At 59.9% G+C, this 21,325-nt stretch carries 16 protein-coding genes; 10 read left to right on the forward strand and 6 right to left on the reverse strand.

Annotation, left to right across the window (positions count from 1 at the left end):
• Positions 1-3: 3 nt before the first annotated feature.
• Positions 4-2,169: a fatty acid oxidation complex subunit alpha FadB gene (fadB, locus tag GE543_RS18140; protein WP_100073208.1), complete on the reverse strand. Its 2,166-nt coding sequence runs from the start codon at positions 2,167-2,169 to the stop codon at positions 4-6.
• Positions 2,170-2,862: 693 nt separating this feature from the next.
• Positions 2,863-3,300 carry a hypothetical protein gene (locus GE543_RS18155; protein WP_003412166.1) on the reverse strand — a complete coding sequence of 146 codons (438 nt, stop codon included), beginning with the start codon at positions 3,298-3,300 and terminating at the stop codon, positions 2,863-2,865.
• Between the two features lie 130 nt (positions 3,301-3,430).
• Here GE543_RS18155 and GE543_RS18160 point away from each other — a divergent pair, with 130 nt between their 5' ends.
• Positions 3,431-3,871: a universal stress protein gene (locus GE543_RS18160; RefSeq protein ID WP_003412168.1), complete on the forward strand. Its 441-nt coding sequence runs from the start codon at positions 3,431-3,433 to the stop codon at positions 3,869-3,871.
• Positions 3,872-3,939: 68 nt separating this feature from the next.
• Here the strand turns inward: GE543_RS18160 and GE543_RS18165 are convergent, their stop codons facing one another.
• A complete protein-coding gene (locus GE543_RS18165) occupies positions 3,940-5,850 on the reverse strand; it encodes an ATP-binding cassette domain-containing protein (protein ID WP_003412170.1) in 1,911 nt (636 codons plus the stop codon).
• A gap of 204 nt (positions 5,851-6,054) precedes the next feature.
• On the opposite strand from GE543_RS18165, the gene GE543_RS18170 reads away from it, so the two are divergent.
• Positions 6,055-7,983: a transglycosylase SLT domain-containing protein gene (locus GE543_RS18170; protein ID WP_003417678.1), complete on the forward strand. Its 1,929-nt coding sequence runs from the start codon at positions 6,055-6,057 to the stop codon at positions 7,981-7,983.
• Between the two features lie 57 nt (positions 7,984-8,040).
• On the opposite strand, the gene GE543_RS18175 is transcribed toward GE543_RS18170, so the two are convergent.
• Both GE543_RS18175 and GE543_RS18180 read right to left on the reverse strand, forming a co-directional pair.
• Positions 8,041-8,850 carry an MOSC domain-containing protein gene (locus GE543_RS18175; protein ID WP_153222054.1) on the reverse strand — a complete coding sequence of 270 codons (810 nt, stop codon included), beginning with the start codon at positions 8,848-8,850 and terminating at the stop codon, positions 8,041-8,043.
• 102 nt (positions 8,851-8,952) lie between these two features.
• Positions 8,953-9,879 (reverse strand): chemotaxis protein CheV, encoded by a 927-nt coding sequence (locus tag GE543_RS18180; protein WP_003315817.1) that lies wholly within the window; start codon positions 9,877-9,879, stop codon positions 8,953-8,955.
• Between the two features lie 450 nt (positions 9,880-10,329).
• Here GE543_RS18180 and GE543_RS18185 point away from each other — a divergent pair, with 450 nt between their 5' ends.
• Both GE543_RS18185 and GE543_RS18190 read left to right on the forward strand, forming a co-directional pair.
• A complete protein-coding gene (locus GE543_RS18185; protein WP_003412175.1) occupies positions 10,330-10,761 on the forward strand; it encodes a hypothetical protein in 432 nt (143 codons plus the stop codon).
• Between the two features lie 166 nt (positions 10,762-10,927).
• Positions 10,928-11,590, forward strand: a complete 663-nt coding sequence (locus GE543_RS18190) for a response regulator transcription factor (RefSeq protein WP_046269255.1) — start codon at positions 10,928-10,930, stop codon at positions 11,588-11,590.
• On the opposite strand, the gene yegS is transcribed toward GE543_RS18190, so the two are convergent.
• A complete protein-coding gene (gene yegS / locus GE543_RS18195) occupies positions 11,574-12,491 on the reverse strand; it encodes a lipid kinase YegS (RefSeq protein WP_046269254.1) in 918 nt (305 codons plus the stop codon). The two genes, GE543_RS18190 and yegS, sit on opposite strands and share 17 nt — an antisense overlap.
• A gap of 523 nt (positions 12,492-13,014) precedes the next feature.
• On the opposite strand from yegS, the gene GE543_RS18200 reads away from it, so the two are divergent.
• The 6 genes from GE543_RS18200 (at position 13,015) to GE543_RS18225 (ending at position 21,322) form a co-directional block, all read left to right on the forward strand.
• Positions 13,015-14,451: an undecaprenyl-phosphate glucose phosphotransferase gene (locus GE543_RS18200; RefSeq protein ID WP_003417681.1), complete on the forward strand. Its 1,437-nt coding sequence runs from the start codon at positions 13,015-13,017 to the stop codon at positions 14,449-14,451.
• A complete protein-coding gene (locus GE543_RS18205) occupies positions 14,451-15,908 on the forward strand; it encodes a mannose-1-phosphate guanylyltransferase/mannose-6-phosphate isomerase (protein WP_003412181.1) in 1,458 nt (485 codons plus the stop codon). Before GE543_RS18200 ends, GE543_RS18205 begins: the two co-directional genes overlap by 1 nt.
• Positions 15,909-16,040: 132 nt before the next feature.
• Entirely contained in the window at positions 16,041-16,820 is a 780-nt protein-coding gene (locus tag GE543_RS18210; RefSeq protein ID WP_153222055.1) for a polysaccharide biosynthesis/export family protein, read from the forward strand.
• 17 nt (positions 16,821-16,837) lie between these two features.
• Entirely contained in the window at positions 16,838-18,829 is a 1,992-nt protein-coding gene (locus GE543_RS18215) for an exopolysaccharide transport family protein (protein WP_003417683.1), read from the forward strand.
• Complete coding sequence (locus GE543_RS18220) at positions 18,829-20,007, forward strand: glycosyltransferase (RefSeq protein ID WP_153222056.1); 1,179 nt, start codon at positions 18,829-18,831, stop codon at positions 20,005-20,007. The genes GE543_RS18215 and GE543_RS18220 overlap by 1 nt, the downstream gene beginning before the upstream one ends.
• A 1-nt stretch (position 20,008) precedes the next feature.
• A complete protein-coding gene (locus GE543_RS18225) occupies positions 20,009-21,322 on the forward strand; it encodes a cellulase family glycosylhydrolase (RefSeq protein ID WP_003417685.1) in 1,314 nt (437 codons plus the stop codon).
• Positions 21,323-21,325 lie beyond the last annotated feature (3 nt).

Below are 21,325 nucleotides of genomic sequence, written 5' to 3' on the forward strand. Positions count from 1 at the left end.
GGTTCATTCCTCGGAAGACGCTTGACCGAAGAAGCTCTGGCCATTGGCGGCCATTTCACGCAGCTTCGCGGTCGGTTGATACAGGGCACCCAGCTCGGCGTATTGGTCAGCCAGGGCAACGAATTCGGCAACACCGATGGAATCGATGTAGCGCAGCGCGCCGCCACGGAACGGAGGGAAACCGATACCGTAGATCAGGCCCATGTCAGCCTCGGCAGCGGTTTCGACAATGCCGTCTTCCAGGCAGCGGACCGTTTCCAGGCACAGCGGGATCATCATCCAGTTAACGATGTCTTCATCGCTGACTTCGCGCTGCTCGTAGACAATCGGCTTGAGCACGTCCAGCACTGCCGGGTCATTGACCTTCTTGGGCTTGCCCTTCTTGTCGGTCTCGTACGCGTAGAAACCCTTGCCGTTCTTCTGCCCGAGGCGCTTGGCGTCGTACAGAGCATCGATCGCAGAGCGACGATCATCTTTCATACGATCAGGGAAACCTTCGGCCATGACGTCACGACCGTGGTGGCCGGTGTCGATACCGACCACGTCCATCAGGTAGGCAGGGCCCATCGGCCAGCCGAATTTCTCCATGACCTTGTCGATGCGCACAAAATCCACGCCCGCACTGACCAGTCTGGCGAAACCACCGAAATACGGGAACAGCACACGGTTGACCAGAAAGCCCGGGCAGTCGTTGACCACGATCGGGTTTTTGCCCATTTTCTTGGCGTAGGCAACGGTCGTGGCGACCGCTTCTTCACTGGATTTCTCGCCACGGATCACTTCCACCAGCGGCATCATGTGCACCGGGTTGAAGAAGTGCATGCCGACGAAATTTTCCGGGCGCTTGAGGGCCTGGGCCAGCAGGCTGATCGAGATGGTCGAGGTGTTGGACGCCAGAATGGTGTTTTCACCCACGTTGGCTTCGACTTCGGCCAGTACCGCCTGCTTGACCTTGGGGTTCTCGACGACTGCTTCGACGACCAGATCGACATTGCCGAAATCGCCGTAGGACAGCGTAGGACGAATGGCGTTAAGCGCTTCGGCCATCTTCGCTGCGGTCAGACGACCTTTCTCCAGGCGACCGCCAAGCAGTTTGGACGCTTCGTTCAGACCCAGTTGAATGGCTTCCTCGCGGATATCCTTCATCAGGATCGGCGTGCCTTTGACTGCCGACTGATAGGCGATGCCGCCGCCCATTATCCCGGCGCCCAGCACGGCCGCCTGCTTCACGTCCTTGGCAATCTTGTCGTAGCCCTTGGCTTTCTTTTTCAGTTCCTGATCGTTCAGGAACAGGCCGATCAGACTCTGCGCGGCAGCAGTCTTGGCCATTTTCACGAAACCGGCGGCTTCGATCTCCAGCGCCTTGTCACGACCGAAGTTGGCGGCTTTCTGGATGGTCTTGATGGCTTCGACCGGGGCCGGATAGTTCGGGCCGGCCTGACCTGCGACGAAGCCCTTGGCGGTTTCGAATGCCATCATCTGTTCGATGGCATTGAGCTTGAGCTTGTCCAGCTTCGGCTGACGCTTGGCCTTGTAATCGAACTCGCCGGAAATGGCGCGCTGGATCAAATCAAGGGCGGCGGCCTGCAGCTTGTCGGGCGCTACCACTGCGTCCACGGCACCGACCTTGAGAGCGTCTTCCGCAGCATTTTCCTTACCCGAGGCAATCCACTCGATCGCGTTGTCGGCACCAATGATGCGTGGCAGACGCACGGTGCCGCCGAAACCCGGGTACAGGCCCAGCTTGACCTCGGGCAGACCGACGCGAGCGCTGCTGGCGATGACTCGATAGTCTGCGGCCAGGCACATTTCCAGACCGCCGCCCAACGCGATACCGTTGATTGCCACGACAGTCGGCACGTTCAGGTCTTCGAAATCACTGAAAATTCTGTTCGCTTCCAGATTGCCGGCGACCAGCTCAGCTTCCGGCAACTTGAAGTTGTCGACGAATTCGGTGATATCGGCGCCGACAATGAATGAATCTTTGCCACTGGTGACAATCACGCCCTTGACCGATGCGTCGGCCTTGACCGCATCGACTGCCTGGCGGAACTCATTGAGGGTGAGACGGTTGAACTTGTTGACGGACTCACCCTTGAGGTCGAAATTCAATTCGACGATGCCACTTTCAAGAGCCTTAACCGTGATGGCTTTACCTTCGTAAATCATCAACTGATCTCCACAATATGGAAGCTGAACAATACCCGCCGGACCTCAATGTCCGACGGGGCTACGACGTCGCCGTCGATGAACACGCCAAATCACACGCTTACCGCCGCGACGTGGTAGTCGGGATTCTGTCAGAGCCCTCTGACGACCAAACGCTCATTTCATACGCCCGTTTGATTTGGGTACGCACACCATCAGGCATAACCACACGATTGTCAATTCGACAAAACGCCTGAAAATCCACGTTTTAACAGGAGCATGCGCAAGGCCCATAATGCCCACGAAGACCTGCGATCCTCCATCATTCGCAGTAATGATAGTGGCCATTCGAATACCCTGCAGCTGCAGCATGGGGCACGCCGTAATACGCCGCCACGCAAGGCCTGGCGGGCTTCTGCATGACGATAGCCGCGACGCGTGACATTCGATAGGCGCCGCGAACAATCAGCCAGGAACGCACCGCACGAGGGCACGCGCAAAAAATATTTGCAGGAATCGCGACAAAAAGGAGCAAAAGGTCTAGAGTCGCAGCACTGCGCCACAAGAGGCTCGCAATGCAGCTGATTTGCGGGTGCGCAACAGCGAAAGCCGACATGGCGGCGAAAGCCTGTCGGCACGCGACGAATTATCGGCCTGCCTGGCCAACCCCGGCCCGATGTTGTTATCGGGCTTTTTAATGCCTGCGATTCAGGGTCAGGCCAGCGCCTTGAGCAGCGCATCAATACGCTGTAACACTTCTGCCTCGCCCCGCTCCGCCCAGTACACCGCAACCAGCTGCCCGTCAGCCTCGACCTTGTAGGCATCCACGGGCAATGTTTGCAGGTAAGGAAGCAGCTTCGCGTCTTCGCAAGGCTCGCGCCAGCGGTTGCACCACACGCCCGGCTCGCTTTGCCAGTACACCCAGGCATCTGCATGCGAGCCCAGACGCGGACGATGGTACTGCGCGCAAGGGCTGGGCGGCTCCTTGCTCAGCCAGTGCGGCCACTCCTGCGGGGTCAATTGCATGCCCATGCCAAGACGTCGTGCCTGCATGCGCAACGCCATCCTGCCGCTCTGCTGGCGCGAGGGACGTAACCACACCAGCGGGCTCAGCATCACACCAATGATTGACAGGACTATCCAGACCGTCATATTTCTTGCCCCCAGCCGATTTCAGGCTCTTTACAACACTCTTGAAAACAATGACTTGCACATGGGCCTGCCCAGATGCCAACGAAAGAGCCATACTCTCATCATTGCAATTCTCCCGGAGGACACCCTCATGCCATACAAACACATTCTGGTTGCCATCGACCTCACCGATGAGTGTGACCCGGTTATCCGTCGCGCCAGCGGGCTGGCCAAGGCCAGCGGGGCAAAACTGTCGGTCGTGCACATCGTCGAACCGATCGCCATGGCGTTCGGCGGCGACGTGCCGATGGACCTTTCACAGTTGCAACAGCAACAGATCGACCAGGCCAGGGAGAAGCTTGCAAAGCTGGAGGTCAAGCATACGGAGCTGGAGAACAGCAAAAGCCACATGGTGTTCGGCCAGCCACGCCAGGAAATCCACAAGCTGGCCAAGAGCGAAGCGTGCGATCTGATCGTTGTCGGCAGCCATGGCCGTCACGGCCTGGCCCTGCTGCTCGGCTCGACAGCCAACGACGTTCTGCACGGCGCACCGTGCGATGTGCTGGCGGTGAGCCTCAAGAAACCCGAGTAAGCTGACCTGCTACAGCGAAAAGCCCGGTCAACCCGGGCTTTTCTGCATGTCAGGAACGCGCCGGACGATCACTCGTCCAGTTCGGCCCAACGCTCCAGCAGCTTGTCCAGCTCGGCCTGCAGGTTTTCCAGCTGCGCCAGCACGGCTGCAGTCTGCTCCGCCGAGCGCTGGTAGAAGCCCGGCTCGGCCATTTCCGCGTTCAGCGCGGCCATCTTGCCTTCGACTTCATCGATCTGCGCAGGCAACGCCTCCAGTTCGCGCTGAAGCTTATAGCTGAGCTTCTTCTTCGCCACCGGCATGTCCTGAGCGGCGACCGGTGCGGCCTGCACCACAGCGCTGGCCAGCTCGGCCTTGCCCGACTTGGTGTCGGCGACGCCCAGCAGACGCGGCGAACCGCCCTGACGCAGCCAGTCCTGATAACCACCCACGTACTCGCGAACCTTGCCCTCGCCTTCGAACACCAGGGTGCTGGTGACGACGTTGTCGAGGAATGCCCGGTCGTGACTGACCATCAGCACGGTGCCCTTGAAGGTCAGCAGAACCTCTTCGAGCAGCTCCAGAGTTTCGACGTCCAGGTCGTTGGTGGGTTCGTCGAGCACCAGCAGGTTGGCTGGCTTGCTGAACAGCTTGGCCAGCAACAGACGGGCACGCTCGCCACCGGACAGCGCCTTGACCGGCGTGCGGGCACGCTGCGGGCTGAACAGGAAGTCGCCGAGATAGCTCAACACATGACGGCTCTGGCCGTCGATGTCGATGAAATCACGTCCCTCGGCAACGTTGTCGATTACGGTCTTTTCCAGATCGAGCTGGTGACGCAACTGATCGAAATAGGCCACATCCAGACGCGTGCCGACTTCAACCTTGCCGCCGGTCGGCTGCAGGTTGTCGAGCATCAGCTTGAGCAGCGTGGTCTTGCCGGTACCGTTGGCGCCGAGCAGACCGATACGGTCCTCGCGCTGCAGGACCATGGAGAAATCCTTGATCAGGGTCGGCCCGCCCGGGTGGGCGAAGCTGACGTTATCGAGCACCATGACCTGCTTGCCGGATTTCTCGGCAGTGTCGAGCTGAATGTTGGCCTTGCCGGTACGCTCACGGCGCTCGCTGCGCTCTACACGCAGCTCCTTGAGCGCACGCACGCGACCTTCGTTACGGGTACGACGCGCCTTGATGCCCTGGCGTATCCAGACTTCTTCCTGAGCCAGACGCTTGTCGAACAGTGCGTTGGCGGTCTCTTCGGCGGCCAGCGCGGCTTCCTTGTGGACCAGAAAGCTAGCGTAGTCGCCGTCCCAGTCGATCAGGCCGCCACGGTCCAGTTCAAGGATGCGGGTGGCAAGGTTTTGCAGGAATGCCCGGTCGTGCGTGATGAACAGCACTGCACCCTGGAAATCCTTGAGGGCTTCTTCCAGCCAGGCGATGGCGCCGATATCCAGGTGGTTGGTAGGCTCGTCGAGCAACAGCAGGTCCGGCTCGGACACCAGCGCCTGGGCCAGCAGAACACGGCGACGCCAGCCACCGGACAATTCGGCGAGGGTCTTGTCGGCAGGCAGCTGCAAGCGGCTGAGCGTGCTGTCGACCAGCTGCTGCAAGCGCCAGCCATCACGGGCTTCGAGGTCCTGCTGAACATGCATCAGCTTGTTCAGGTCTTCCTCGGTGACGCAATTCTGCGCCAGGTGGTGGTACTCGGCCAGCAAGGCACCGACGCCATCCAGACCTTCGGCAACCACGTCGAACACCGTCCGTCCGTCGGCTACCGGCAATTCCTGGGGCAATTCGCCGATCTTGAGGCCGGGCGCGCGCCAGACAGCCCCGTCATCAGGCTTCTGAACGCCTTTTACCAGCTTCAACATGCTGGATTTGCCTGTGCCGTTACGGCCGATGATGCACACCCGCTCGCCACGGGCGATCTGCCAGGACACCTTGTCCAATAACGGCATGGCGCCGAAAGCAAGGGACACATCGCTGAATTTGAGCAGGGTCATGAGCTTCTCCAAAAACCGGGCGCGCATTCTACCTGAGATAGCAGGCAGATGTCGGCATTCATGGCACCGCCGCGCGCCTCGACAAGACTTTATGACCGCCAATTATTTCCATATGAGACAAGCTCGTCGGCAATGCTTTCACCAAGAGCTGGCAAAAGGCTAAGCTAGCAATACTTTTCACCGACTCATCTGCTCGGAAGTCTCATGCGCAGTCGTTTGTTCAGCTTTTTATCGTGCCTGCTCCTCTCCGCCACCGCCGTCCAGACTGCTCATGCGGTAGACCTCAACCAACAACGCAAGTATTACGACGAAGCCAAGCGCGCACTGGCCAAGGGCGATTCCGGCCCCTACCAGATGTACGCCACGGCCCTGGCCGACTATCCGCTGGAGCCTTACCTCGAATACGACGAACTGACGGCGCGCCTGAAAACGGCAAGCAATCCCGAAATCGAGAAGTTTCTTGCCGAGCACGGCGACCTGCCGCAAGCCAACTGGATGAAGCTGCGCTGGTTGCGCTGGCTGGCCGAGCGTGGCGACTGGCAAACCTTCGTCAAGTATTACGACCCGAAGATGAAGTTCGTCGAACTGGACTGCCTGTACGGTCAGTACCAGTTGAACAGCAACAAGCGCGCCGAAGGTTTCGCCAGTGCCGAAAAGCTCTGGATGACCGGCAAGACATTACCCGCTGCCTGTGACGGTTTCTTTGCCCAGTGGGCGGCCGCCGGCCAGCTGACCGAACAGAAGCGCTGGCAGCGCGCCAAGCTGGCGGCGCAGACGCGCAATTACAGTCTGGCCAGCACGCTGGTGGACAGCCTCAACTCGCTGGCACCGCAAGGACGCCTGCTGCTGGCTGTCGCGCAGAAACCCGAGATGGTCAACAACCCGGCGCAATTTGCCCCGGTAGACGAAGCGATGTCCGACGTGGTCGGTCTCGGCCTGCGCCGGCTCGCCAAGCAGGACCCGCAGAAAGCCCTGTCGATGCTCGATGGCTATGCCGCGACCATGCATTTCTCCCGCGAAGAGCAGGTCGAGATTGCCAAGGAAATCGGCCTGACCCTGGCACGTCGTTATGACGACCGCGCGCTGGAGGTCATGACCAAATACGACCCTGAATTGCGTGACGACACCGTGACCGAATGGCGCCTGCGCCTGCTGCTGCGTCTGGGTCGCTGGGAAGATGCCTATGAGCTCGCGCGCCGACTGCCCAAGGATCTGGCAGCGACCAATCGCTGGCGTTACTGGGAAGCCCGCTCTCTGGAACTGGCACAACCCAACAGCCCGCTGATTGCCGCGCTGTACAAGGATGTCGCCAAAGAGCGTGACTTTTACGGCTTTCTGGCTGCCGACCGCACCCAGAGCCCGTACCAGCTCAACAACAAGCCGCTGGTGCTGAGCCAGGCGCTGATCAACAAGGTACGCAACACGCCGGGCGTGCGTCGCGCGCTGGAGTTTCACGATCGCGGCGAGATCGTCAACGGTCGGCGCGAGTGGTATCACGTGAGCCGCCTGTTCAATCGTGACGAGATGGTTGCCCAGGCCAAGCTGGCCTACGACATGCAATGGTATTTCCCGGCAATCCGCACCATCAGCCAGGCGCAATACTGGGATGATCTGGATATTCGCTTCCCGATGGCACACCGCGACACGCTGGTACGCGAAGCCAAGGTGCGTGGCCTGCATTCGAGCTGGGTGTTCGCCATCACGCGCCAGGAAAGCGCCTTCATGGACGATGCTCGCTCGGGCGTCGGTGCCAGCGGGCTGATGCAACTGATGCCTGCCACTGCCAAGGAGACCGCGCGCAAGTACAGCATCCCGCTGGCCTCGCCTCAGCAGGTGCTGGACCCGGACACCAACATCCAGCTGGGCGCCGCCTACCTGAGCTCGGTGCATGCGCAGTTCAACGGTAATCGGGTGCTCGCCTCAGCGGCCTACAACGCCGGCCCGGGCCGTGTGCGCCAATGGCTTAAAGGTGCCAACCATCTGGCCTTCGATGTCTGGGTAGAGAGCATTCCGTTCGATGAAACCCGTCAGTACGTGCAAAACGTATTGTCGTACTCGGTGATCTACGGCCAGAAGCTCAACTCGCCCCAGCCTCTGGTGGACTGGCACGAGCGGTTCTTCGACGACCAGTGACCGGTCGGCAGGAGTGCTGCGCTCAGCACTCCTGCCGGACAACGGCAGTCCCCGCCCCTACTCCAGCACTTCGACGGACATGCCCACTTCAAGCTCGCCCACCCCCTCGTTGGCCACGTTCTGACCGAACAGCACGTTGCCTTCCACTTCCCGATAAGTCTTGAGCGTGGCGAACGGTTCCCGATCTGCACTGCGCTCACCGGTTGCCGGGTCGACAGTGGTCAGGATGCAGCGTGCGCAAGGCGTGAGCAGCTGGAACTCGATGTCGCCGATGCGGATGCGTTTCCAGCCATCCTCGGCAAAGGCCTCGGCCCCTTCGATCACCAGATTGGGCCTGAAGCGCAGCATTTCCATCGGCCTGCCCATGCGCGCTGACAGGTCATCGAGCGATCCCTGACCGATCAGCAACAGTGGAAAACCATCGGCAAAGCTCACCCGGTCGTTGACCGTCTGATAGCCGCCAGGGATCCAGCGTGCACGCTCCGCCGGCAGATAGACCATACGCGTGGGCTTGCCGATAAAACGGCTGACCCATTCGGCCGCCTCATCGCCCGCATCCGGCACCTGCAGCGAGTCACGCCAGACGGTGACGCCACGCAGATTCGGGTCGATATTCAGTGGAACCGCTACGTCAAGGGGTTCGAAGCCAGGTGCCGAAAGCGTCACGCCGCCACTGGCGTTCCACAATACCGACAGTTGGGACATGTGCGGCAGCACACGCTGAGTGAAGAACCGGCCATTGCTGGCGTCGACCAGCATCCAGCGTCGATCACCCGCCAACCCCAACGCATCGAACGATGCGCGCTGCATCGACTCGGCCTTGCAGGATTTGAGCGGGAAACGATAGAGCGAGCTGAGACGTAACATGGGCGCCGATTCCTTTGAGGGCTGGATAAGCTTTGCTGCAGACAGCAAAGCTTATCCGATACCGGAGCCGGCGGCACTCGCGATGAAGAATCGCGCGCGGCGTCAGACAATCATCAAAAGACGTTCGCGCACGACCTCGACCAGCTTGTCGGGCTGGAACTTGGAAAGGAAGTTGTCACAGCCGACCTTCTTGACCATCGATTCGTTGAAGCTGCCGGACAACGAGGTATGCAGGACGATGTACAGACCGCGCAGGCGTGCATCGTTACGAATCTCGGTGGTCAGGCGGTAGCCGTCCATTTCCGGCATTTCCGCATCGGTGAACACCATCAGCAGCTTCTCATGCACGTTCTCGCCTGCATCCGCCCAGGCCTTGAGCATGTTCAGCGCCTTGAGACCATCGCTGGCGACGTGCAGCTTGAGACCCAACTGAGACAGCGTGTCGCGCAACTGCGCCAGCGCAACCTTGGAGTCGTCGACCAGCAACACTTCGCGGCCACGGGCGTTTTCCAGCACCGGGTCTTCGAGCTTTTCGCGGGACACCTTGGCGTTGTAAGGCACGATCTCGGCGAGTACTTTTTCAACGTCGATGATCTCTACGAGCTGATCATCGACCTTGCTGATCGCGGTCAGGTAATGCTGACGACCGGCGCTGACGGGCGGCGGCATGATGGCGTCCCAGTTCATGTTGACGATGCGGTCGACACCGCCAACCAGAAAGGCCTGAACCGATCGGTTGTATTCGGTGACGATGATCGTGCTGCCTGGGCCCGGGACCAGCGGACGCATGCCGATGGCCTGGGAGAGGTCGATCACCGGAAGGGTCTGGCCGCGCAGGTTGACCACGCCGCACACAAACGAGTGGCGTTGCGGCATGAGGGTCAGCTTGGGTAGCTGCAATACTTCCTGGACCTTGAACACGTTGATCGCAAACAACTGCCGACCGGCAAGGCGAAACATGAGGATTTCCAGGCGATTCTCGCCCACCAGTTGTGTGCGCTGATCTACTGTGTCGAGAATGCCTGCCATTATTAGCTCCTGAAGCGATGGTCACATTGATTCTGTTGAGCCTGTATCGGCTGAAATCAGCCGGACCTTAATGGCGATGAACGGCCACTCTCAAGCATTGATGTCATTTTACCATCATGCTTTACTGATGTCGCTTTCAAGACACGCAAATGCAGCTCCAAACCAGCACCGAAAATGCCTCGGTGCCTCTCTGCGACCAAAACCAGATCCAATATCCGCAAAAAGTCAATCAGGGATAACCTGATATGATCGACATCTAATTGCCACTATTGTGACGGCATTCTCACTACATGAATGGCGTTTGATTTGTGTCCGCGTCCCAATCCTTGCAATCGAGTGGCGCTGGCAACATTCAGAAACGCCCTACATACTTTTGTTTGAAATCGACATTAACTGTCAGCCATTCGCCGCGGGCGGAAGTTCGCTATCCATGATCAGTGGAGACAAAGGATGCTGAGCCACAACGATTGGCAGCACAAGCACGACCAGTTCCTGAGCCTGTCTCAGGCACTTCTGCACAAGTCGGAAGAATGTCTTTCGCATCTGGAGCTGATCCCCAACGATGAGGACGCTACCGGCTGCCTGTTGACCACCCTGCGCAAGCTCGCGCAGGAGGCAGAAGCCGTTCCAGTGCCGTGCATTGCCGATTTTTCCCGTCAGCTGTGCCAGCTGTTGAAAACCGGCGGCCAGGCCAACGAGCTTTCTCAGGAAGCCCTGCTCGCCGTCAAGAACTGCCTGACACTGATGTACTGGCAAGTCGAGCTTCTCGATCCGCATACCGGCGAGCTGACGATGGACGACCACGAACAGCTTGAACTGCTGGAAAAACTGGCCAGCGTCTCCGCGCAATCGGCTTCGCCGAAAGATGCAACCCGCCAATAACACTCGATCACATCCGGCCGTTGAGAGTCACATCGCGATGTCATTGAGGCAGCGTTGTCACGTCAGCATTTTCCGTTCATTGTCTTTATTGCAGCTAACATCCTATTCAAGTATGACCCGAGGCTGCACACACGTTTGAGCGGTCTCATTTGCACAAGAAATCACAATGACCTGCAATCTGTTATTGGTCGACGACCACTCCCTTATCAGAGCCGGCGTGCGAGCGCTGGTTGCAGACATGCCTGGATACACCATCCTGGGCGAAACGGCTGACGGCTCGCAACTGGCGAGTCTCGCGCAGCGCCTCAAGCCCGACATCATCCTGCTCGACATCTGTATGAAAAGCATCGACGGCCTGGTTGCACTTGAGCACCTGCTGAAGGTGCAACCGCACTGCAAGGTGTTGATCCTGTCGGCGCAGAATGATCCGGACATGATCATGCGTGCGCTCGACATCGGCGCGCAGGGTTATCTGCTCAAGGACACGACGGCTGCGGAACTCGAACAGGCATTGGAGGCGCTACGTGGCAACGAGCGCTATCTGAGCCCGGCCATTGCTCAGATGGTTATCGAGTGCGCACTGCGCGGTACACCCTCGGACCGGGCCCAGGCGGCGAAAGAGCGCTTTCGACTGACCGCTCGGCAACTTGAAATCCTGCGCCTGATCGTGCGCGGCAAGTCCACACGCGAGATCGCCGATGGCCTGGGGCTGAGTGTCAAGACCATCGAGACTCACCGCGCCCAGGTCATGAAACGCCTGCAGATATTCGACGTGGCCGGGTTGGTGCTGTTTTGCGTTCGCGAACGGATTATCAGTCTGGACGACTGAGCTTCGGTGCACCGCCCAGTAACGGCGAGTCCGCTGGCAGGTGCACCTGAAGCGCGCCCGGCCGGGCCTCGAAACGCAGGTCCTCGCCCGACAGCGGCTCACCGTCCAGATTGATATCCAGGCCTTGGGCGGACTTGAGCTCTACCCACGGCAAACGCGCGCGAATGAACATATTGTCGATACCCAGCCCGCCTTCCAGAAGACTCCTCAGCGTGCCGACCACTTCCTGAGGCGCTGGCAGGATGCTGATGTCGAGAAGACCATCATCGGCCATCGCGGTCGGGCACAGCTCGTGTCCACCGCCCGCCTGCCGACCATTGCCGATACCCAGTGCAAGCAAGTCACCGCGCCAATGAAAATCCGGCCCGGTGAGCTCACCATGCGCCGCATGCAGCTCGCTGAACCGGGTCAGGCCGGTAAACAGATAGGCAGCGCCCCCAAGTACCTTCTTCAGGTCCTCGGACGTGTTGGCCGTGACCTGGCTGCCAAACCCGCCGGTCGCCATATTGAGGAACAGCTTGCCGCCCACCTCACCCAGATCGACCGCACGCGGAGCCACGTCCATGAGTTGCAGGGCTTTGGAGACCTCCAGAGGCACGCCGGCCGCACGGGCAAAATCGTTCGCAGTCCCCAACGGCAGAATAGTCAGGCTGGCCTTGGTTTCGGCCAATGCCAGGGCTTCGGCGATATCGCGCAAGGTGCCGTCGCCACCACCTGCGACAATGTGCCGATGCCCGGCCGCCAGGGCTTCGCTGACCAGGCGCTGGGCATCGCCCGCCTCCCAGGTGAGTCGCACGTCCAGTTCCCAGCCCTGCTTGCGCTTGTCTGCCACTGCGTCACGCACGTCTTCATTGAGCGCCTGTTTACCGTGAAGAATGAGCATTGCCCTGCGTTGTGTCATGACACCTCCTCTGCCGAACCCTACGAATTGAAACCTGCGAGCGACGCTCTTTTCTGTTATCGGCGCCCGCTTACATTTCGCACGACGCATGACTGTGACCCCGGACGGTCGGAAAAAGCCCATCCGATGCGGAAATTTTTTTCACCCTGGCAACCGCTCGTTTTGCCCCGCAGGCACTGGCGAGAGCCACTTAACGGGCGGTCCGGATCAACGCCTGCGTCATGAATGAAGCACTTTTGTACTGTCGCTATTCGTTTCATGAGCTTTACTGACAGCATTACCCTCAACTGAGGGAAATTTCCTTCACAAATGATTGAAAAGGCTTAAATAAAATCCGGTCAGGGACGACATACATAAAGTGCTATTCACAAAAGACGATCTGGATTCCTCATCAGCACGATGCGTAACTGGCTACGCTTGGACTCAGTCCACGTAGAAACACCTTTCGGGTGTTGCAGGCAGACAATAGAAAGACGTCCTGAATCAGCAGAATTCAGGCGCATACAGGGAGTAAGGGATTTCTATGAGGTTGCAGCCCGTCGACAGTCTTTCGCTGACCCGCACCAGCCTGGTCGAATATTTTCTTTTCGGCATCCGCCTGGCTCACGGCATCGCCTGCATACTGCCGGGCCTGGTGATCATGCTGTTGATCAAGGATGGCGGCGCGGAAACACAGCAGAGTTACCTGACCATGCTGCTGTTTTTCGGTTTTGTCGGGGTGCTGGTATTTCAGGCCATGGGCGTCTATTCCGAAGCGCTGTTCAGCAACGATCTGCGCATGGGCGCGATGGCGCTGGCCTGGACCGCCGCGTTCGGACTGCTGCTGTTCATGCAGCAGGCAATGGGCCTGTTCGGCTACCTGCCACCCGAAGAACTGCTGATCTGGTACCTGACCAGCCTTGCGCTGTTCGGCATCATTCGCCTGCTGCTGCTGACGCTGTTCAAGCATCAGATGCGCAAGGGTGTCTTCCTGCAGCACGCGGTGATTCTGGGCGCGACGGAGAATGGCCAGCGCCTGGCCGAATACCTGCTTGAACATCAGGACATTCGTTCGGGCGTGACCGGTTTTATCGACGACCGTATCGGCCGCATGCCCAAGACCGTAGCCAACCTGCCGCTGCTGGGCAACACCAACGATCTGGAGCGACTGATCCGCGAAGAGAAAGTCACTCAAGTGCTGGTCGCCCTGCCGTGGACGGCAGAAAACCGCATGGACTACATCATCCGCGAACTGCGCAGGCTACCGGTCAACGTGCTGCTGGTGCCGGACATGATTGCCTTCCGGCACACCCACAACCGCATCACCGAAGTCGCCCGACTGCCGATGTTCAATGCCTCTGACCTGCCGCTCAGTGGCTGGTCGCCGTTCATCAAACGTGCTGAAGACATCGTGCTGTCATCGCTGGCACTGCTGGCGCTGTCACCCTTGATGCTGCTGGTCGCGCTGGCGATCAAGCTCGACTCCCCAGGCCCGGTGTTTTTCCGTCAGAAGCGTTACGGCTACAACAATCGCCTGATCGAAGTGTTCAAGTTCCGCTCCATGCATCAGCACCAGGCCGATGCAACCGCCGAGCGGCAAACCACCCGCGGCGACGCCAGAATCACCCGGGTCGGACGCTTCATTCGCAAGACCAGCCTGGATGAACTGCCCCAGCTGTTCAACGTGGTGGCGGGCAGCATGTCGATGGTCGGGCCGCGCCCGCATGCCACGGCGACCAAGGCTGCCGGGATTCTGTTCGAGCAGGCGGTGAAGGAATACACCTCGCGGCATCGCGTCAAACCAGGCATTACCGGACTGGCGCAGATCAACGGCTATCGGGGCGAAACCGACACTGTTGAAAAAATCGAAAAACGCGTCGAGTTCGACCTTGAGTACATAGAAAACTGGTCCGTCTGGTTCGACCTCTACATCCTTATGCGCACTGTGCCTGCAGTGCTATTCACCCGTGAGGCTTACTGATGAGCACTCTCATTCCCTGCATTATTGCCGGCGGCTCCGGCACTCGCCTGTGGCCGGTTTCGCGTGAAGCCATGCCCAAGCCGTTCATGCGCCTGCCCGATGGCCAGAGCCTGCTGCAGAAGACCTTTCTGCGTGCGGTCGGTCTGCCCGGCGTCGAGCGTCTGCTGACGGTGACCAACCGGGAAGTTTACTTCCGCACAGTGGACGACTACCGCCAGTTGAACAAAGGCAATGCACGCCTGGATTTCATCCTCGAACCCTTCGGCCGCAATACAGCAGCTGCCGTCGCCGCTGCAGCCCTGCATGTCAGCCAGCTGTATGGCGACGAGGCGCAACTGCTGGTGTTGCCTGCCGATCACCTGATCACCGACGTGGCGGAATTCTCCAGAGCGGTAAGCGCCGCACAGAAGCTGGCTGCAGAGGGCTGGCTGGTGACGTTCGGCATTCTGCCGACCGCACCGGAAACCGGTTTCGGCTACATCGAGAAAGGCCCGGCACTCAATGCCGACGCCTGTCAGGTCGCCCGTTTTGTCGAAAAACCCGACGCGATCACTGCACAGGGCTATCTGGACAGCGGTGAGCATTTCTGGAATGCCGGCATGTTCTGCATGCGCGCCGATGCCGTGCTGCGCGAGCTGCGCACGCATGCGCCGGACGTCCTGAGCGCGGTCAGCGCCTGCCTGGAATCGAGCCCGCGCAAGGAAGGCAACCGTGAGCTGCAAGTCGAGCTGGACAGTGAGTCGTTTGCCCTGACACCGGACATTTCCATCGACTATGCGCTGATGGAACGCTCCGAAAAAGTCGCCGTCGTGCCCTGCCAGCTTGGCTGGAGTGATATCGGCTCGTGGCAGGCGGTGCGTGAATTGTCTCCCGGCGATGCTCAAGGCAACTACTGCAATGGCGAAACCGTGCTGCACGACGTTAGCAACTGCTACATCGACTCTCCCAAACGTCTGGTGGGCGCTATCGGCCTGGACAATCTGATCATCATCGACACCCCCGACGCCTTGCTGATCGCTGACGGTCGCCGCAGTCAGGACGTCAAGATCATCGCTCAGGAGCTCAAGCGCCAGGGCCATGATGCCTACCGCCTGCATCGCACAGTCACACGCCCATGGGGCACCTACACCGTTCTCGAAGAGGGCAAGCGTTTCAAGATCAAGCGCATCGTGGTTCGTCCGCAGGCGTCCCTGTCGCTGCAGATGCACCATCACCGCAGCGAACACTGGATCGTGGTCAGCGGCATGGCCCGTGTCACCAACGGCGAGCGTGAGTTCATGCTCGATACCAACGAGTCGACCTTCATCAAGCCGGGCCACACGCATCGTCTGGTCAACCCTGGCGTCATCGATCTGGTGATGATCGAAGTGCAGAGCGGCGAGTACCTGGGCGAAGACGACATTGTGCGTTTTACCGACATTTATGGACGTGTACCCGACAAGGCCGTGAAGAGCTGATCGGCGCAGCAACACGCGCCGCTTGATCCACACGGCACGCAATTGACAGCACCCGGAACAGGCATGACCCGCCAACATGAATTTATTACCCGCAAGGGAGCCGTATTTGTGCATGACAGGAGTTCAGGACCAATGAAAAGCATGATGCTGATTGCCAGCTTATTGCTGTTGAGTGCGTGCAATACCCCTTCCAGGGTGGGCCTGCCCGATGACCGTGCGCAAATAGAGGCCGGCCAGGCTGCGGGCCGCGCGCTGGCAGGCAAGCCACTGCCGCCGGAGCGAATCCGCCCAGGCGATACGCTGCGCATCGTGCGCAACAGCGGAGAGGCGCCGTCGATTTCGGCGTTTACCGCCAACTCCATCTATGAACTGACCCTGTTTCAGGTGCTCAACGACGGCACCTTTTCCTATCCTTATATCGGCACCGTCAAGGCCGCGGGCCTGACCCTCCAGCAACTGAACGACCTGCTGGAAAGCAAGCTGCAGAACGTCTACCGCGAGACCGCGCTGACGATCAACATTTCCCAGTCGCCGGGCAACACGGTGTTTGTCGGCGGCGCGGTGCGCAACTCGGTCACTTTGCCGGTCAACGTCGCCACCAACCTTGAACAGGCGATTGTCGGCGCGGGCGGCGTGGCGCTCGACGCCGATGCCGGTCAGGTCGCGCTGCTGCGTCAGGAAGAAAACGGCCTCTACAAGACTTACTTCTTCGATTACAGCAAGTTTCTCTGGGCCGGCGGCGCCGGTGGCCCTAGCGCACCGGTCCTGTTGAAACGCGGCGATATCGTGTTCGTTCCCAAATCATCGGTCGGCAACAAGGTTGACGGCGTGTCCCTGTATTTCAACCAGTTGATCCCCTTCGCGAAGTCGATCGGCCTGGGCATGAATTACGAGCTGCGCAACAACAATTAATTGTCAGGGAAACAGACATGATCAACATCCGCTCATTCCGCGACTTGCTGCGCCTGCTGTTCATCTTCCAGCGCGAAGTCAGGATTACCGTGCTGGCGACGTTCGTCATCATTCTTCTGGGCGCGTTTCTGCTCCCCAACCGCTATGAGTCCACCGCCCTGCTGCTGGTCAAGCCGGGGCGCGACAGCAGCACGGTGCCGATCGAGTTGTCGGATCGTCAGGCCATCGTGATACCGAGCGGCCTGCGCGATCCGCTGCTTGACGAGGAGCGCATGCTGAGTGGGCGGCCGATCATGCGTGCTGTGTCCGAGAAATACCTCGCCGAGTTGTCCATGGTGCCGCCTGAAACCGGCGTTCTGGCCTCGGTGAAGAACGGCATCAAGACTGTCGTCGGAGCGCTGGTCAACGGCGTGCGCAGCGTTCTGCAATTCATCGGGCTGGTAGAACATCGCTCCCAGGCCGAACGTCTGGCCGAGGATCTGGAGAAAAACTTCAAGGTCAGCCATGAGCCCGGCTCGTCGGTGATGGAACTGAGGTTTACCTGGAACGACCCGGAAATCGCGCAGACCGTGCTCAAGACCTGGATCACCGAGTATCAGACGCAGCGCACCAAAACGCTGGGCCGGGTCAGCTTGTATGCGTTCTACGAAGGGGAAGTGAAGGCCACTGGCGCGAACATCATCGAGTACAAGAAGCAGATCCAGAACTACCTGAACCAGTTGAGCGCGGTCAGTATTTCCCAGCGTCTGGCCGACACCTCGCAGGGGCTAAACGATCTGCGCACCGAGCGCAACAACACCACCCGCTCGATTGCCTCGACCAAGGCAGGTCTGGACCTGCTGAAAAAACAACTGGCAGCGCAGCCCAAAACCGTCTCGGCAGGCCGCGAACTGGCCCTCAACCCCAATCGCCAGGACTTGCAGAACCGCATCAACGGCAAGGAAGTGGAACGCCAGGAAATGCTTCGCTCGTTCAAGGAAGAGGCGCCGCCGATTCGGGCCATCAACGAAGAAATCAATAACCTCAAAAAGCTGCTCAAGGAACAGGACGCCACCGTACAGCGTTCCGAAAGCATCACGCCCAACCCTATCTACAACCGCATGCAGAACGTCTACGCCGATCAGCAGACCAGCTACGCACGCCTGCAAACCCAGCTTCTTCAGCAGAACGCGCAGATCGCGCAGCTGGAAAGCGACCGCCAACAGGCATTGAATCTGGAACCGGAACTGTCGCGCCTGCAAAACGAGCTCGATGCGGCAGAGAAAAGCTACGCGCTGTACAAGGACAGCCTGGAAAAATCGCGTATCGACCGTGAGCTCGACAACAGCCAGATCAGCAATATCGCGACCGTCGAGGACGCGACCTTCAACCCCAGCCGGGTATTCCCGAAAAGCCTGCTGATGCTGTTTCTGGCATTCCCGCTGAGTATTGTGGTCGGTGCCGTGGCGCTGTACTTCTTCTACCTGCTGGACCAGCGCATTCATGACGGCGACAAGATCGAGAGCAGTTTTGGTGTTCCGGTCTGGACCAGTCTCCCCGATCTGGAACGTGCTCAGGAACGCAGTGCGGCCTTCACCTCCAATCTGCATCGGGTCTACGGCATTCTGCCGCTGGACCAGGTAGACGAGCGCGGCTTGACCATCGGTTTCACCTCGGTCAAATACGGCGCCGGCGTGTCGTTCGTGATCGCGCGGCTGAGCGCATTGCTGGCCGAACAGGGCCATCGGGTACGCACCGAGGGCCGCGGTCCGGCGATTCCGGGCGAAATTGTGCTGATCAATGCCTCGGCGCTTTCAGCGAATCAGGACGCCTTCGTGCTGCTGCGCAAGGCTGACCTGATCGTACTGGTGGTTCGCGCCCAGGACACCACCGTGCCGATGCTGGAAGACACGCTGAACAACCTCAACACCGCGTTCAAGAAAGTCGACGGCATCATCATCAATCGTCGGCGTTTCGAAGTGCCTGAAAAGGTCCTGAATTTCCTCAAGCGGATCGGGAGCCGAGGCTGATGCGGATAGCTCTGCTTGCGCCGCTGCCACCCGAGCAGAACGGCATCGCCGATTACGCAGGACATCTGCGGCATGCGCTTGAAGGCCTGGGTCTGCAGGTCAGTACACCGCTGCAGAGCGTCGGCAACGATCCGCGAGCTGCAGAGCAGCGAGTGGCCGAAACCGACTGGAGCGGCATTGATCTGGTCCACGCCGAACTGGGCGGCGGGCGACTGGCGGAGTTTCAAGCCCTGCGCGCACTGCGTCGGCGTTTCCCCACGCTGCCGTTGACCGCGACCGTGCACGATCCCGAGCGGCTGGTCTGGCGGCGCGAAAAACTGCCCTGGCCGTTGTCGATGGTCAGCGGCATGCGCTCGCCGCTGCCGGAAATCGCCACGGTACTGGCCGATCCGCTGTGCCTGCGCGAAGAACGGCAACTGGCGCGACACATGACCCGCCTGGTGACCCTGACCCAGGCGGGCAGTCAGAGCCTGCGCCAGCGCATGGGTCTGACAGCCGCGCAGATGGCGGTCATCAATCACGGCAACCTCGACATCGCCCCCGCGCCGTTGCCGCCATTGAATCCGCTGCGCCTGCTGTATTTCGGTTTCATTTATCGCGGCAAGGGTATCGAGGACCTGCTCGATGCGCTGTCCAGCGTATTCACTGCCCAGCCTGCGCTGCGCTCGACCGTGCGCCTGACCCTGGCCGGTGGCAGCGAGCCGGAAATGGCCTTTGGCCCGTCCGGCAGTTATCTGGAACAACTGCGGCTGCGCATCCGCCAACTGGGCCTTGTCGACCTGATCGACTGGCAGCTGGACCTGCCTGCCGAACAGATTTCGCAGGTTATCCAGGCCCACCACGTCATGGTTCTGCCCTATCGCGAATCGAGCAAACTGAAGATTCTCGGCAAGCTGCGCGGCACCAGCGGCGCGCTGTCGTGGGCGGTGGCCTGTGGCCGAGGCGTGATCACCTCGGATGCACGCTCGTTTGCTGAAGAAGTCTCGCACGGCAACGGCATGATCTACCCGCAAGGCGACGTCGACGGGCTGGCGCAAGCACTGGCCCGCGCCTGCGCAACACCGGAACTGGTCAGGCAATGGGCCGATAACGCTGCGCAGATGGGCAAGGCCCGGGTCTGGAGCCATACCGCAGAACATTTTCACGATGTATTTCGTCAGGCTTGCCAGGAGAAGTGACATGCAGCGTCCACCCAGATTCGGGCAACTTGTCACCGGCGTACTGCTCGGCGCAGCGCTGAGCTGTGCCGCGCAGGCGTCAACGATCCTCAAGGCTCCCCGCGAAGTGGTCTGGGCGGACTTTCTGGGCGTCAACGTACAGTTTCAGTATTTTGCCCCGGACATCTATCAACAGCAGATGAGCCGTCTGGACGAACTGGGCCTGAACTGGGTGCGACTGACCATTCACTGGCCAGTGATCGAGCCGCAAAAGGATCGTTACGCCCTGACCGAGCTGGACGCCGCCATGGCCGCGATCAAGGCGCATAATTACAACACCCTGGCGTACCTGGTCGGGTCAGCGCCTTTCGCCAGCAGCGCGCCGGCCGATGCAAAGAGCCGCGATCAATATCCCCCGACGGATTTCAACGTGTTCGCCGCACGCATGACCGCCCTGGCCCAGCGCTATCCGCAGGTCAATAACTGGCAGGTCTGGAACGAGCCGAACATCGTCTGGCTGCCCAAAGAAGATCCGGCTGGCTATGGCCGTTTGCTGACCACCACTGCCAACGCAATACGCGCCGCCCTGCCGGACAAGACGATCGTCACTGCGGGCATGGCTTACTACAGCCAGATGCACAGCACCTCAGGCTACATGCTGCAGACCCTGCTCGATAACGGCCTGGGCCAGCAGAATATCGTCGCGGCTTATCACCCCTACTCCGAGTACCCGGAAGGCGATTCCACACCGGATCGCGATTTTCTGGTGCGCGCCAATGCCATGAACCAGTTGTTGCACAGCAATGGCGTCAAGCAGGTGTGGGCCACAGAATGGGGCTGGTCGAGCTATGCAGGCCCGGTGGAAATGCAGCACCTGATTGGCACCTCCGGCCAGGCTGACTACACGCTGCGACGTCTGGCGCTGATGAGCGCCATGGATTTCCAGCGCATCTTCCTGTTCAACCTCAGCGATCTGGACGAGCGCGCCTCGGCCCGCGATCAGGGTTACGGGCTGCTTGACCTGCAAGCCAGTCCCAAACCGGCCTACACCGCGCTGCAGAACTTCTTGAAAATCACCGGCCCGCGCCTGCTACCCGCCGAGCCGCCAGCCGTGAGCAGCGTACCGGACGACCTGTATGCCGTTCCGTGGACGCGTGCAGATGGCACGCATCTGCTTATGTTCTGGAGTGCGGCGGGCACGTCGCTGACTTTTCCGGCTATCACCGATGCGGTGGTTCACGACCCATTGACCGGTAGCCGCACCCCGCTGTCCGGCAGCCAGGGCGTCACCCTGCTGCTGAAGCCGACTCTGCAAATTCTGGAATGGAAGCCCTGAGCC

It is taken from the genome of Pseudomonas sp. SZ57, assembly GCF_009495975.1.
Lineage (GTDB): Bacteria > Pseudomonadota > Gammaproteobacteria > Pseudomonadales > Pseudomonadaceae > Aquipseudomonas > Aquipseudomonas syringae.